We start from the raw sequence: 13,743 nt of genomic DNA on the forward strand, positions 1-13,743 counted from the left end.
GTTTTCTGGGAGTTTTGCGATGTTTGCCTGCCCCGCCACCGAGGACTTCTTCCGCGCCCGGCTCGATCAGATGATCGACCTGCGCCATCCGCTGGCGGTGTTGTCCTCACGCATGCCGTGGCAGGAGTTGGAAGCAAGGCTGTCGCACCTGTTCATGCGCAAAGCGCGCGCAGGTGTCGCGATGCCCGATCTGGACCTCTTTGGCGAATCTCCGGTGCGCGCAGCTCGGGCGTCCAACGCAGGCCGACCCCGCGTGCCGCTGCGCGTGATGATCGCGCTGCTGTATCTGAAGCACGCCTTCAACGAGTCGGACGAAGGGGTGGTCGAGCGCTGGGGCGAAACCCCCACATGGCAGTTCTTCTCGGGGCGGGCGTACTTTGAACATCGCCGGCCGTGCGACGCCACGACGCTGGTGAAGTTTCGCCGGCTGCTGGGCGAAGAAGGCGTGGAAGAACTCTTGGCGCAGACCATCAACGTGGCGGTGGAAACCGGACTCATCAAGCCGCAGGAACTCAAGCGCGTGGTGGTGGACACCACCGTACAACCCAAGGCGGTGGCGCACCCCACCGACAGCCGGCTGCTGGAGACGGCACGCACCAAGCTGGTGGAGGCGGCCAAGGCCGCCGGCATCGCCTTGAAGCAGACCTTTGCCAAGGAAGGCAAGGAGCTGGCCCGCAAGGCAGGACGCTATGCGCACGCGCGGCAGTTTGCGCGCATGCGCCGGGTCATCAAGCGCCAGCGCACGATCGTGGCCAGGCTGCAGCGCGAGATCGAGCGCAAGGCCAGCCGCCTGGGGCAGGCCATCCAGAGTGCTCTTGGCCACACCCTCAACAAGGCGGCGCGTCTGGTGGCGCAGACTGCCAACCGAAAGACCGCCGACGGGACTCGAAAGCTCTACGCCTGGCACGCGCCGGAGGTGGAGTGCATCAACAAGGGCAAGGCCCGCTGCCCTTACGAGTTCGGCGTCAAGGTCGGCATTGCCAGCACCCTGAAGCACAGCCTCATCGTCGCAGCCCGGGCCTTCCATGGCAACCCCTACGACGGGCACACGCTGCAAGCGCAGCTGGAGCAGGCCACGATCCTGATGCAGGACACTGGCATCAAGCCCAGCACAGCGTTTGCCGATCTGGGCTACCGCGGGGTGGAAGCCGACATTGCGGATGTGCGCCTGGTGCACCGCGGCAAGATCAAGCGCCTCACGCAGCAGGAGCGCAAGCTGCTCAAGCGCCGCCAGGCCATCGAGCCGGTCATCGGGCACTTGAAGCAGGATCACCGCATGGACAGGTGCCACCTCAAGGGCGAGCAGGGTGACCGGCTGCACGCGGTGCTGTGCGCGGCGGGCTACAACATCCGCTGGCTGCTGCGCATGATCACGAAGAAGGGCGTGCCCTTCTTGAGGCGAGCTTTTTTGCGCCTCATTGCGGCCGTGCGCCTCATCGGCCGGTGGCTCGCCCAGCGGCGGCCAACCGAGTCCAGTGGCGCCAACCCTGCCCAGCTGCGGCTAAGGGCGGCGTGAAAATGAATTTTTCAGGGACGACGCCTTACTGCTTATCGATGTCGACTACTTCAAAAAAATCAACGATAAATTTGGTCACGATATCGGTGACGAGGTGCTGGTGCGTCTGGCTGGCTGCATGAGAGATTGTGTTCGCCGTAGCGACACCGTGGTGCGCTTGGGTGGCGAGGAATTCGCGCTGTGGCTGCCGGATGCGAGCGTAGATGCCGCCCTCAAGATCGCCCGCAAAGTGCATGACCGTGTTAGTGCGATTCGCCTACCGGATGGTGAAAGCCGCGTGACAGTGAGTATTGGGGTGGCGGTGTCGACGGGAGGGGAAGCTACCGGAGACCTGCGCGGCATGCTCAGGTGTGCCGATCGCGCGCTATATCGGGCCAAGGAGGCCGGGCGCAATTGCACCCGAGTTGATCACGGTGATTTTGGTCTGTCGACTGATGGAGCTGCCGATCAGTCGGGATAATGAGGGGATGTACGCCATAGTCAAGAACAATATGGTCGGGTGGGGCTCATCGTCGGAGGATGCCTTGCCGCGGCGCTTCGCCTTGGTCGTTGCAGCTGGCCAGGGCAGCCGCGCCGGGCTCGGGGGGCCAAAGCAGTACCACCGGCTGGCGGGGCGGCGCGTGATCGACCACACGCTCGCGGCACTCGCCGCGGTACCGGGGCTGGCCGGCATCGGGGTCGTGCTGGCGCCGGACGATGAGACGCCGGTGGGTGACGGTGAGCGCGTGCGGGTCTGGCGCGTGGGCGGCGCGACGCGGGCCGAGAGCGTGCACAACGGGCTCGTGGCACTCGCCCAGGCAGGTGCGCGCGATACCGACTGGGTGCTGGTGCACGACGCCGCGCGCTGCCTGGTGCAGCCGGCGGATATCCAGGCGCTGATCGACGCCTGTATCGATGACCCGGTCGGCGGGCTGCTCGCGGTCCCGCTGGCCGACACGCTCAAGCAGGCCGACGCCGAGGGGCGCGTGCAGCGCACCGTGCCCCGGGACGATCTGTGGCTGGCGCAGACGCCGCAGATGTTCCGCTTGGGGGCGCTGCGTGCGGCGCTGCAGGCGCACGCGGCCAGCGGTTTTGCCGGTATCACCGACGAGGCCAGCGCGATCGAGCGCGCCGGCGGCCGCCCGCGGCTGGTGCGCGGCCGCACGCACAACGTGAAGCTCACCTACCCGGAGGATTTCATCGTGGCCGAGGCGATGTTGCGCGCGGACGATGCGCCGCGCTGGCGTGTGGGCGAGGGCTGGGACGTGCACGCGCTCGTGCCGGGGCGTCGGTTGATGCTCGGTGGGGTGGAGATCCCATTCGACAAGGGTTTGCTGGGACACTCGGACGCGGATGCGTTGCTGCACGCGGTGACGGACGCGTTGCTGGGCGCTGCGGGGCTGGGGGACATCGGGACGTGGTTTCCGGACACGGACGACCGTTTCCGCGGCGCAGACTCCCTGCGCTTGTTGACCGAAGCGGCCGCCGCGGTGCGGGAACGCGGCTGGCAGCCCGTCAACGTCGACGCGACCGTCATCGCCCAAGCGCCGCGCCTCGGTCCCTACCGCTCGGCGATGCAGGCCAACATCGCGCGCTGTCTGGGCGTGCCCGCCGATGCGGTCAATGTGAAGGCCAAGACCGCCGAGCGGCTGGGACCGGTGGGGCAGGGCCTTTCGATCGAGGCGCGGGCGGTGGTCCTCGTCGGTCGGTCGGCTGCTCCACGTTGACCTGCGCGCCGCGGGTTGATCACCCTACAGATCCGGCACGATTCTGTCTTGAATCCTCCGCTCCCATCACAAGGGAAGGGCGTGGTGCGGACACACAAAACTTCTTGGTGCTGGATCAAGAACACATCCTCGACGGCGGCCGATCACGGCGCGGACCGCAACCGCAACCGTACTGCCAACCCGCCGCCTTCGGCGTGGCTGACGTGGCATTCACCCCCCATGCGCTCGACCGCCCGGCGCACGATCGCGAGCCCCAGGCCACTGCCCGGGGTGGTGCGCGCGCTTTCTGCGCGGAAAAACGGCTCGGTCAGATGCGCGAGCGCATCGTCGGGGACACCTGGGCCGTGGTCCCGCACCGTCACCTCGCTCCACTCACCCCGTCGCTCGACGGTGATATCGATACGGGCCTGTTCGTCCGGGCTGCGACCGTGGCGCACGGCGTTTTCCAGCAGGTTGGTCAGCGCCCGCTGCAGCGCGGTGGCGTCGGCCAGCGCCGCGACGTCCTGCGGCGCGAAGACGCGCAACACCACCTCCGGGCGCTGGCGGTACGGCGCGGCGGCGCGCTCGATGGCGGTGGCCAGCGGCGTCGGTTCCAGCTGTGCCGGCCGCTCGCGCGCGTAGTCCAGGAACTGCCCGATGATCGCATCGACGTCGGCGATGTCGCCGGCCATACGCTCGCGCGTGGGCGCATCGGGCACACCCATCTCGATTTCCAGCCGCAGCCGTGCCAGCGGGGTGCGCAGGTCGTGCGAAATCCCCGCGAGCATCAGGCGACGGTCCGCCTCCGCGCGCGCGAGCCGCTCGGCCATGCGGTTGAAGGCGCGGTTGACGCTGGCGATCTCGCGCGTCGGCAGGCGCTCGTCCAGGTGCGCGCCCTCGAAGTCGCCGTCGCGCACGCGGGCGGCCGCCAGCGCGAGTCGCTGCAGCGGCTGGTTGATGAGCCGGGCGATGACCGCGGCGCCGAGCAGCGATAGCGCCAGCGCCGTCGCCAGCCACGCGAGCCACGTGCGCCCGCGTACCGTCTCCAGCCGCGCCGGATCGGCGAGCAACCAGTATTTTTGGCCTTCGATCGCAAAGCCGATCCACAGCCCCGGAAAGCCGTTGACCTCCCGCGCGACGACCGTGCCGGGGCCGAGCCGCTCGATGAGCGCCTGGGCCACGCGGTGGCTGGGGGAATCGACCTCGAAGGGGGTGAAGGTGTCTCCCTCGTCGCGCACGGCGATGCGCACGTTCTCCTCGTCGACCAGGGTCTTGACGAGCGCGACGCGCGCGATCGGGTCGGTGTAGATGAGGGCGGCGCGCGTGAGGTTCACGAGTGACGCCAGGCCCTGGGCGCTCTGCAGCGCGCGCGGCTCCTGCTCGAGCGTGCGAAAGGTCTGGAACCAGGCGAGCACGCTCAGCAGCAGCAGCCCGGCGAGCAGCAAAAAAGTGCGCCAGAACAGGCTCATCAGTCGTCCGGCACGAACATGTAGCCCACGCCCCAGACGGTCTGGATGTAGCGGGGGTTGGCCGGGTCGGGCTCGATCAGCTTGCGCAGCCGCGAAATCTGCACGTCCAGGCTGCGGTCGAAAGGCTCGAACTCACGCCCGCGCGCCAGTTGCGCCAGCTTGTCGCGCGACATCGGCTGGCGGGGGTGGCGCGCCAGCGCCTTGAGCATCGCGAATTCGCCGGTGGTCAGCGGCACCGGTTCGCCGTCGCGCGTCAGCGTCCGCTGTCCGGCATCGAAGACGAAGGGGCCGAAGCGCACCACGATCTTGTCGCTGGCCGCGGCGCCTGGCGCCTCCTGGCGCGGGCGGCGGCGCAGCACCGCGTGGATGCGGGCCAGCAGCTCGCGCGGGTTGAACGGCTTGGGCAGGTAGTCGTCCGCGCCCAGCTCGAGGCCGACGATGCGGTCCACGTCCTCGCCCTTGGCGGTGAGCATGATGATCGGCGTCGCATCGCCCGCCGCGCGCAGGCGGCGACAGATCGACAGGCCGTCCTCGCCCGGCAGCATCAGGTCGAGTACGATCAGGTCCACTGTTTCGCGCATCAGCAACCGGTCGAGCCGCTGGCCGTTTTCCGCGAGGAGCACCTCGAACCCCTCCTGCGACAGGTAGCGGTGCAGCAGCTCGCGGATGCGGGCGTCGTCGTCGACGATAACGATGCGGTCCGGGTGGCGCGTGTTCATGGCTTAACATTGTGGCGCGAAACGGCATGATAGGGGCGGTGCCGGATGTGGCACCTGCCTCGGTAACGACCGTTCACATGGGGGCAAGGCGATGGCGATGACGACGGGATCGGAGCAAACGATGGTCTCACCGATCCAGCACAAAGCAGTTTTGAGTCTTTCGCGGCGCTCTGTACTTTTTTTGAAAAGCGCTGCGGACTCGAGGCAAAATCGTGCCGGCGCAGTGGAGGGCTCGGCAGGCGCCGACGTTCGATGGCTCGCCCGCCGTGCGGTACTCTTGGCCGGTCGGCACATCGGCGCAGCGCTCCTGGCACTGACCGCGGTGACGCCGGTTTACGCACAGGTCCAGACCCCGCCGGCGCGCCTCGTTCACCTGAACGCACAGGCGGAGCAGCGCCTGCCGCACGACTGGGTGGCGGTGACCCTCGCAGTGCGTCATCAGGGTGACGAGGCGGCGGCGGTCCAGGCGCACCTGCAGCGCGTGCTGCAGCGGGCGCTTGAGCCGCTGCGCGCGCGCCAGCGCCCGGGAGAGCTCGAGGTGGCCAGTGGCGCGGTTCAGGTCCAGCCCCGCTACGGCCGCGAGGGGCAGATCGTCGGCTGGCAGGGCAGCGCCGAGCTGTTGGTGCAGGGCCGCAACGTGGGCGCGATTACCGCACTGGCCGCCCAGACACCGGGGATGGTGGTCGCGGGCCTGCAAACGTCGGTCAGTCGCGAAGCGGCGCGCGCTGCCGAAGCGGACCTGCGGGCGCAGGCGATCGCGGCGTTCCGTCAGCAGGCGCAGGACGTGGCCGCGGCGTTCGGTTTTCGTGGCTATGTGCTCCACGAGGTGCATGTTGGCGCCCAGCGGCCAGAGCCGGGGCCTATCCCGGTCATGCGCGGTATGGCCGCTGCCGTAGAAGCGGCCCCGGCATTGCCCGTTGCACCCGGGCACACGTGGCTGCAGGTCACGGTGTCGGGCGCGGTGCAGTTGCAATGACGCCCTCTGCACCACGGGCAGCTATTGTTCTATTGATTCGGTACGAGGAAGTCTGGCGCTCTCGCATTGCGGCGTATCTGGGTGAGGGGCAGGCACTCAAGACAAAATCGTGCCGAACGGATAGGCCCGGTCTGGTTTGAGCCCTCCACTTCATGAATACGGAAAGGACGCGGCGCGGGAACACAAAAACAGCTTCGTAGCGGATCCCTATTGCCGCCGCGTCATTGGGCGGCCCAGCCGCCGTCCATGTTCCAGGCCACCCCGCGCACGTTGTTGGCCGCAGGCGAGCAGAAAAACACCGCCAGTTCGCCCAGCTCCTCCGGTGTCGTGAATTGCATCGACGGCTCTTTTTCGCCGAGCAGCAGGCGGGTGGCTTCCTCGTTGCTGATGCCCAGCGCCGCCGCCTTCGCGTCCACCTGCTTTTGCACCAGCGGCGTCAGCACCCAGCCGGGGCAGATCGCGTTGCACGTCACGCCGGTGGTGGCGGTCTCCAGCGCCACGACCTTGGTCAACCCCACCAGGCCGTGCTTGGCCGCCACGTAAGCCGATTTCTGGGCGGACGCCACCAGCCCGTGCACGGACGCCACGTTGATGATGCGGCCCCAGTTGGCGGCCTTCATCGCGGGCAGCGCCAGCCGCGTGGTGTGAAAGGCGCTGGAGAGGTTGATCGCGATGATCGCGTCCCAGCGCTCCACCGGAAACTCCTCCACCGGCGCGACGTGCTGGATGCCGGCGTTGTTGACCAGGATGTCGACGCGGCCGAAGCGCTCGGCGGCGGCGCGCATCATGTCCTCGATCTGGGTGGGCTGGCTCATGTCGGCGCCGTGGTAGAACACCTCGACGCCCAGCGCTTCAACGGCCGCACGTGCGCCGTCGACGTCGCCAAAGCCGTTGAGCACGATGTTGGCCCCCTGGCGCGCCAGGGCCTTGGCGATGCCCAGACCGATGCCGCTGGTGGAGCCGGTGACGAGAGCGGTTTTGCCTTTCAGCATGGGGCTCGGTTTCCTTTACGATGGTGGCCATTCGGGTTGACAATAACACCCATTATCGGTCACACACGCCATGGAACCTTTGCTGCATCACCTGCCCGTTCCCGGCCCGCGCGCCAAGCACGGCGAGCCCCGGCGCATCGCCTGGTGGGAGTGGAACGCGACCGGGCTGGCCCACCCCGATCATGTGGTCGTCTGCGTGCACGGGCTGACCCGGCAGGCGCGGGACTTCGATGTGCTAGCGCGCGCCCTCGCGCCGCATGCGGCCGTCGTGTGCGTGGACGTCGCCGGTCGCGGCCACAGCGACTGGCTGGAAGACCCGATGGCGTACCAGATTCCTACCTATGTCAGCGATCTGGCGGTGTTGCTGGCCCACCTGCGGCAGCGTCACGCCCAGGCCACCGGCAGCGCCGAGCCTTACGCGCTGCGCATCGACTGGGTGGGGACGAGCATGGGCGGGCTGATCGGCATGGCGCTCGCCTCGCAGCCCGCGATGGGGCTGCACCGGCTCGTGCTCAACGACGTCGGCCCGGTGTTGGAGCCCGCGGCCATTGAGCGCATCGCGCAGTACGTCGGCACGATGCCGGTATTTCCGACCGAGCAGACGGCGGCCGACGCGCTGTGGGAGGTCTCCCGCACCTTTGGCCCCCATACCCCGGAGCAGTGGATGGCGCTGACGCGGCCGATGCTGCGGCCGGTGGAGGGGGGCTGGACGCTGCATTACGACCCCGCGATCGCGGTGCCGTTTCGGGCCCTGCTCGAAGCGCAGCGCGCTGCGCAGGCAGCCGACCCCGCTGCCGCGGCCGATGCGCAGCGATCCGCGCAGCAGGCCGGTGAAGCGACGCTGTGGGCCATCTACGACGCCATCACGTGCCCGACGCTGCTGCTGCGCGGGGCGGCGTCCGACCTCCTCTCGCGCGAGACGGCACTCGCGATGACGCAGCGCGGTCCCCGCGCGCGGCTGGTCGAGTTTGCGGGCGTCGGGCATGCGCCGACGCTGGTGCAGCCCGATCAGGTGCAGGTGGTGCGGGACTTCCTGTTGGCCCCATGATCACGCGCACGCTCCCGGCCGTGGCCCCAACAGAGGCCGCCACGGCGATCACTGCCGCGCTGGCCACCCCGGCGCCCACTGGCGATGGAGAGGAGCAGCGCGCGCTGCAGCGGGCGCGCGCGTTCGCCGAGCCGTTGCTCACCGGCGAGGTCCTGGACACCGGTGAGCCCGTGCTCGACCACGCCGACGCCGTCGTCGAGATCCTGCGCCACATCGGGGGCAACACCGACCTGCAGGTGTGCGTGTACCTGGTCTATACCACGCCGTACCTGGCCCGGCCGCGCGAGGCGATCGCCAAGGCATTCGGCGAGCCGTTCGCGGACGTCGCGGTGGAAACCCACAAGCTCGTCGAGCTGCAGCGGCAGGCGCGCCGGCGGGTCGTTGCCGAGGCGTCCAACCCGAAGGCTGCCCCCAACGCGCTGGAGGCGGCGCAGACCGAGAACGTGCGCAAGATGCTGCTGGCGTTCTCGCGCGACCTGCGGGTGGTGCTGCTGCGGCTGGCGTCGCGCCTGCAGACGCTGCGCTACTTTGCTGCGGTGAAGCGCGAGCCCCCGCAGGCCCTCGCGGCCGAGTCGCTGCACGTCTTTGCGCCGCTGGCCAACCGGCTGGGGATCTGGCAGCTCAAGTGGGAGCTGGAGGATCTGGCGTTTCGCTTCCTCGAGCCCGAGACGTACAAGCACATCGCGCGCCTGCTGGATGAGAAGCGCGTCGAGCGCGAGCAGCATGTCGAGCAGGTGCGCCAGCGGCTGGAACAGGCGTTGACTTCGTTGGGTCTGCGCGTGCAGGTGCAGGGGCGGCCCAAGCACATCTACAGCATCGTCAAAAAGATGCGCGGCAAGTCGCTCGACTTCGACCACGTCTACGACCTGCGGGCGCTGCGCGTCATCGTCGAGACGGTGGACGAGTGCTACCGGGTGCTCGCCTGGGTGCACGAGCATTTCACGCCCGTGCCGGAGGAGTTCGACGACTACATCGCCAAGCCCAAGCCCAACGGCTACCAGTCGCTGCACACGGTGGTGCGCGATGAGCAGGGGCGCGCGTTCGAAATCCAGATTCGCACCCGCGCGATGCACGAGCACGCGGAGCACGGTGTCGCGGCCCACTGGGCCTACAAGGAAGCCGGCACCAAGGGCTACGCGGGCGTGACGGCGGGGTCGTCGTACGACGCCAAGATTGCGGTGCTGCGCCAGTTGCTGGCGTGGCAGCGGGATCTGGGGGGCGGTGTCTCGCACGCCCTGTTCGACGACCGCATCTACGTGCTCACGCCCCAGGCCGCGATCGTCGAGCTGCCCAAGGGGGCGACCCCGGTCGACTTTGCCTACGCGGTGCACACGGATCTCGGGCACCGCTGCCGGGGCGCGCGGGTCGACGGGCAGATGGTGCCGCTCAACACCCCGTTGGCCAACGGCCAGACGGTGGAAATCATCGCGGCCAAGGAGGGGGGGCCTTCGCGGGACTGGCTCAACCCGGAAGCGGGCTACCTGGTCAGCCACCGCGCCAAGTCCAAGGTGCGCGCATGGTTCAACGCGCAGGCGGCGGCCGAGAACGTCGCGCGCGGCCGGGAGCAGGTGGAGCGCTTGTTGCAGCGCGAGGGCAAGACCAGCGTCAACCTCGACGAACTCGCGCTGGAGATGGGGTTTGACGCCGCCGACGCGCTGTTCGAGGCGGTGGGCAAGGAGGCGGTCTCGCTGCGCGCGATCGAGCAGCGCCTGCGCCCGGCGGAGCCGGTACCCGCCGCCGAGGTGTTGAGCCCGAAGCCGTCGCGCCAGCGCGCCGCGGGCGGCCCCAGCGGGGTCGTGGTCGTCGGCGTGGGGGCGTTGATGACGACGCTGGCGCGGTGCTGCAAGCCGGCGCCGCCGGACGACATCCGGGGCTTCGTCACGCGCGGCAAGGGGGTGAGCGTTCACCGCGCGGATTGCCCGGACTTCCTCGCGCTGGCGAAACGTCAGCCGGCGCGCGTCATCGACGTCGAGTGGGCCGCCCCCACCGGCGGTGGCGCGCACGCGCCGGTGTACGCAGTGGATGTGGGCGTCCAGGCGCAAGATCGGCAGGGCCTGCTGCGCGATATCTCGGAGGCCTTCGCGCGCGAGAAGATCAACGTCGTCGGCGTGCAAACCCAGTCGGTCAAAGGCGTGGCGTGGATGACGTTCACCGTCGAGGTGAACGACGCCACGCGCGTGCAGCGGGTGATGGCCGTGCTCAACGACGTGCCCGGCGTGCTCAAGGTGTGGCGACGCTGACCGAAGAGCGTCAGAAAGGGCGATTTTTCTGCTATAGTCTCGGTTCTGTCGACGCACCGCTGGTGACACAGACGACAGGCGCGTAGCTCAGCTGGTTAGAGCACCACCTTGACATGGTGGGGGTCGTTGGTTCGAGTCCAATCGCGCCTACCAGACACCGCAACGCCCCGTGTTCGATCCGGCACGGGGCGTTTTTCTTTTTCCCCACTCCGTATAGGCCGCTCTGCTTGGTCGCACGCCGGCAGGTGCCCGCCCCGCCCGCCGGTACTGGTCTGATCGGGGGCATCCTGCCCGCGCGGAAGAAAACCGAAATCGGAGTCGGCGTTCTACGCCCGTTGCTGGGACGCGACCGCTCCCGCGCCACGGACTGCTGCCACAATTGCGCCGATGAGCGAGCAAGAGTTGAGCGGGCCGACGCCCACCGCGCCCGTGATTCCGTTTCACGATGACCTGCAACTGGCCCAGCTGCGCGTGCCGCCGCACTCGCTGGAGGCCGAATCCAGCGTGCTGGGCGGGTTGCTGCTGGACAACAGTGCGTGGGACCGCGTGGCGGACCTGATCACCGAGACCGACTTCTACCGCGCCGAGCACCAGCGCATCTTCGAGGCCATCGCCGCGCTGATCAACGCCAACAAGCCCGCGGACGTCATCACGGTCTATGAACACCTGACGAGTCTGGGGCGGGCTGAGGAGGTGGGGGGGCTTGCCTACCTCAACCAGCTCGCGCAGTTCGTCCCCAGCGCGGCCAACATCCGGCGCTATGCCGAGATCGTGCGCGAGCGCGCGATCCTGCGCAAGCTCATCGTCGCCAGCGACGAGATCGCCGCGCAGGCCTTCGCGCCGCGCGGCAAGCCCGTGGCCACCATCCTCGACGAGGCGGAGCAGAAAATCCTCTCCATCGGCGAGGAAGGCAGCCGCATGAAGCAGGGCTTCCAGTCGATGGACAAGCTCGTGGTGGAGCTGCTCGACCGCGTGCAGGAGATGGCCGACAACCCCAACGACATCACTGGGGTGCCCACCGGCTTCATCGACCTGGACCGCATGACCGCCGGGCTGCAGCCGGGCGACCTCATCATCATCGCGGCACGCCCCAGCATGGGCAAGACGAGCTTTGCGATCAACATCGCCGAGCACGTTGCGCTCAACGAAGGCTTGCCGGTGGCGGTGTTCTCGATGGAAATGGGCGCCGCGCAGCTGGCGGTGCGGGTCGTGGGATCGATCGGCCGCATCAATCAGGGGCACCTGCGCACCGGCAAGCTCACGCCCGATGAGTGGCCGCGCCTGACCGAGGCGATCGAGAAGCTGCGCCACGTATCCCTCTACATCGACGAGACACCGGGCCTCACGCCCGCGGAGCTGCGCGCCAACGCCCGGCGCCTGGCCCGCCAGTGCGGCAAGCTGGGCCTGATCGTCGTGGACTACCTGCAGCTCATGAGCGGCAGCAACAGCGACGGCGAAAACCGCGCCACCGAACTGGGCGAAATCTCGCGCGGCCTCAAGATGCTGGCCAAGGAGCTGCAATGCCCCGTGATCGCGCTGTCGCAGCTCAACCGCGGCGTGGAGCAGCGCACCGACAAGCGGCCGATGATGTCGGATCTGCGGGAGTGCGTCACCGGAGATACTTTGGTTTGTTTGGCGGACGGACGACGCGTGCCCATTCAGGAGCTCGTGGGCACCCAACCCGAAGTCTGGGCACTCGATGCCCAGCAGCGCTTGGTACCGGCGCGGGCCGACATCGTGTGGAGGGTCGGCAATCGGCCGGTATACGAAGTGCGTTTGGCCAGTGGCCGCACGCTCGTGGCCACCGCCGATCACCGTCTTCTGGGTGCGCAAGGGTGGGTTGCCATAGCAGCCTTACGCAAAGGCGATCGACTCGCCATTGCCCGTCGGATTCCCCAACCCGCGCACGCCACCGCGTGGCCCGAGGAACATTTGGCGCTGCTCGCTCACCTGATCGGGGATGGCAGCTATCTGGACGGTCAGCCGTTGCGGTATGCGACCTCATCAGACGAAAACGCTGCGATCGTTACCCGGGCGGCCGAGGCGATGGGGTGCACCGTGCGGCGCTACCCTGGCCGGGGGCGGTGGTGGCAACTCCTCATCCGCGGTAACGGGAACCGTTGGCAAACCAAAGGCGTAAATGCCTGGCTGCGTGGGCTCGGCGTGTATGGACAGCGTTCGCGTGAAAAGCGGATTCCGCAGGAAGCGTTCACGCTCAATGACGAATGCGTGGCCGTTTTGTTGCGGCACCTCTGGGCGACAGACGGCGCGATTCATATTCGCCCGCACGGGCAAAAAGGTAGCCCACGGGTGTATTTCTCCACGGCAAGTCGTGGGCTCGCGCACGACGTCGCGGCGCTCCTGCTGCGGTTGGGCATTGTTGCGCGGATACGGTTGAGCCGCACGGGTGGCGGCGTCTGGACCGTCGACATCTCCGGGGCAGAGCAACTCAAGCGGTTTTTGGAAACGGCCGGCGCTTTCGGGCCGCGCGTCGAGCCTGCGCAACGACTGGCCGAGTGGCTGGGACGTGGCTCGGACGCGCCTCGCCGCCGACAGTTCAATGTGGACACGCTGCCGAAGGCGATTTTCGATCGCATCCGTCGCGTGATGCGCGAGAAGGGTGTCAGCCATCGCCAGATGGCGCAATGGCGTGGGACCGCATACGGCGGCACTTCGCATTTTCGATTTTCGCCGTCGCGATCCGTGGTGGCCGACTACGCGCAACGCTTGGGCGACGAGGCGCTGCTGAACTGGGCACAGTCGGATCTTTTCTGGGATACCGTCGTGGCGGTGGAGCCTGCCGGTGAACGGGAGGTCTTTGACCTGACCGTCCCGGATAGGGCTTCGTGGTTGGCCGATGGGATTGTCAGCCACAACTCGGGCGCGATCGAACAAGACGCCGACATCATCATGTTCATCTACCGCGACGAGTACTACACCAAGGACCAGTGCAAGGAGCCGGGCGTGGCCGAGATCATCATCGGTAAGCAGCGCAACGGCCCGACGGGCACGGTCAAGCTCGCGTTCCTGAACGCGCTCACCCGCTTCGAGAATCTGGCGGAGTACCACAGCGATTACTGATCAGTCGGAGAGGGGAA

The 13,743-nt window shown here is 68.0% G+C and carries 10 protein-coding genes and 1 tRNA gene; 8 read left to right on the forward strand and 3 right to left on the reverse strand.

The genetic code is table 11. The features are described 5' to 3' along the window. Positions 1–19: 19 nt before the first annotated feature. Genes LCC91_RS04435 through ispD form a run of 3 tightly spaced genes read left to right on the forward strand, consistent with a single transcriptional unit; the run spans position 20 to position 3,222 of the window. Entirely contained in the window at positions 20–1,516 is a 1,497-nt protein-coding gene (locus LCC91_RS04435; protein WP_224440884.1) for an IS5 family transposase, read from the forward strand. A 58-nt stretch (positions 1,517–1,574) separates the two neighbouring features. Beyond that, positions 1,575–1,976 carry a GGDEF domain-containing protein gene (locus tag LCC91_RS13920; RefSeq protein WP_390612140.1) on the forward strand — a complete coding sequence of 134 codons (402 nt, stop codon included), beginning with the start codon at positions 1,575–1,577 and terminating at the stop codon, positions 1,974–1,976. 7 nt (positions 1,977–1,983) lie between these two features. Beyond that, complete coding sequence (ispD, locus tag LCC91_RS04445; protein ID WP_224441022.1) at positions 1,984–3,222, forward strand: 2-C-methyl-D-erythritol 4-phosphate cytidylyltransferase; 1,239 nt, start codon at positions 1,984–1,986, stop codon at positions 3,220–3,222. 143 nt (positions 3,223–3,365) lie between these two features. Here the strand turns inward: ispD and LCC91_RS04450 are convergent, their stop codons facing one another. Both LCC91_RS04450 and ompR read right to left on the reverse strand, forming a co-directional pair. After that, positions 3,366–4,670, reverse strand: a complete 1,305-nt coding sequence (locus LCC91_RS04450) for a sensor histidine kinase (protein WP_082007634.1) — start codon at positions 4,668–4,670, stop codon at positions 3,366–3,368. Next, positions 4,670–5,389, reverse strand: coding sequence for an osmolarity response regulator transcription factor OmpR (gene ompR, locus LCC91_RS04455; RefSeq protein WP_043701969.1), 720 nt, complete (start codon positions 5,387–5,389; stop codon positions 4,670–4,672). The genes LCC91_RS04450 and ompR overlap by 1 nt, the downstream gene beginning before the upstream one ends. Positions 5,390–5,711: 322 nt before the next feature. Between ompR and LCC91_RS04460 the strand changes: the two genes are divergently transcribed. Beyond that, positions 5,712–6,365, forward strand: coding sequence for an SIMPL domain-containing protein (locus LCC91_RS04460; RefSeq protein ID WP_185974904.1), 654 nt, complete (start codon positions 5,712–5,714; stop codon positions 6,363–6,365). A gap of 221 nt (positions 6,366–6,586) precedes the next feature. Here the strand turns inward: LCC91_RS04460 and LCC91_RS04465 are convergent, their stop codons facing one another. Further along, the gene (locus LCC91_RS04465; protein WP_043701972.1) at positions 6,587–7,357 is read right to left on the reverse strand and encodes a 3-hydroxybutyrate dehydrogenase; all 771 of its coding nucleotides are present in this window, start codon (positions 7,355–7,357) and stop codon (positions 6,587–6,589) included. A gap of 70 nt (positions 7,358–7,427) precedes the next feature. Here LCC91_RS04465 and LCC91_RS04470 point away from each other — a divergent pair, with 70 nt between their 5' ends. From LCC91_RS04470 to LCC91_RS04485, 4 genes are all read left to right on the forward strand, one after another. After that, a complete protein-coding gene (locus LCC91_RS04470) occupies positions 7,428–8,405 on the forward strand; it encodes an alpha/beta fold hydrolase (protein WP_143898123.1) in 978 nt (325 codons plus the stop codon). After that, positions 8,402–10,645 carry a RelA/SpoT family protein gene (locus LCC91_RS04475; protein ID WP_143898125.1) on the forward strand — a complete coding sequence of 748 codons (2,244 nt, stop codon included), beginning with the start codon at positions 8,402–8,404 and terminating at the stop codon, positions 10,643–10,645. The genes LCC91_RS04470 and LCC91_RS04475 overlap by 4 nt, the downstream gene beginning before the upstream one ends. A 76-nt stretch (positions 10,646–10,721) precedes the next feature. After that, positions 10,722–10,798 (forward strand) — tRNA-Val (locus LCC91_RS04480). Positions 10,799–11,032: 234 nt separating this feature from the next. Further along, positions 11,033–13,726 carry a replicative DNA helicase gene (locus LCC91_RS04485; protein WP_082007636.1) on the forward strand — a complete coding sequence of 898 codons (2,694 nt, stop codon included), beginning with the start codon at positions 11,033–11,035 and terminating at the stop codon, positions 13,724–13,726. The last annotated feature ends 17 nt before the right edge of the window (positions 13,727–13,743 follow it).

The organism is Tepidimonas taiwanensis (assembly GCF_020162115.1).
GTDB classification, from domain to species: Bacteria; Pseudomonadota; Gammaproteobacteria; order Burkholderiales; family Burkholderiaceae_C; genus Tepidimonas; species Tepidimonas taiwanensis.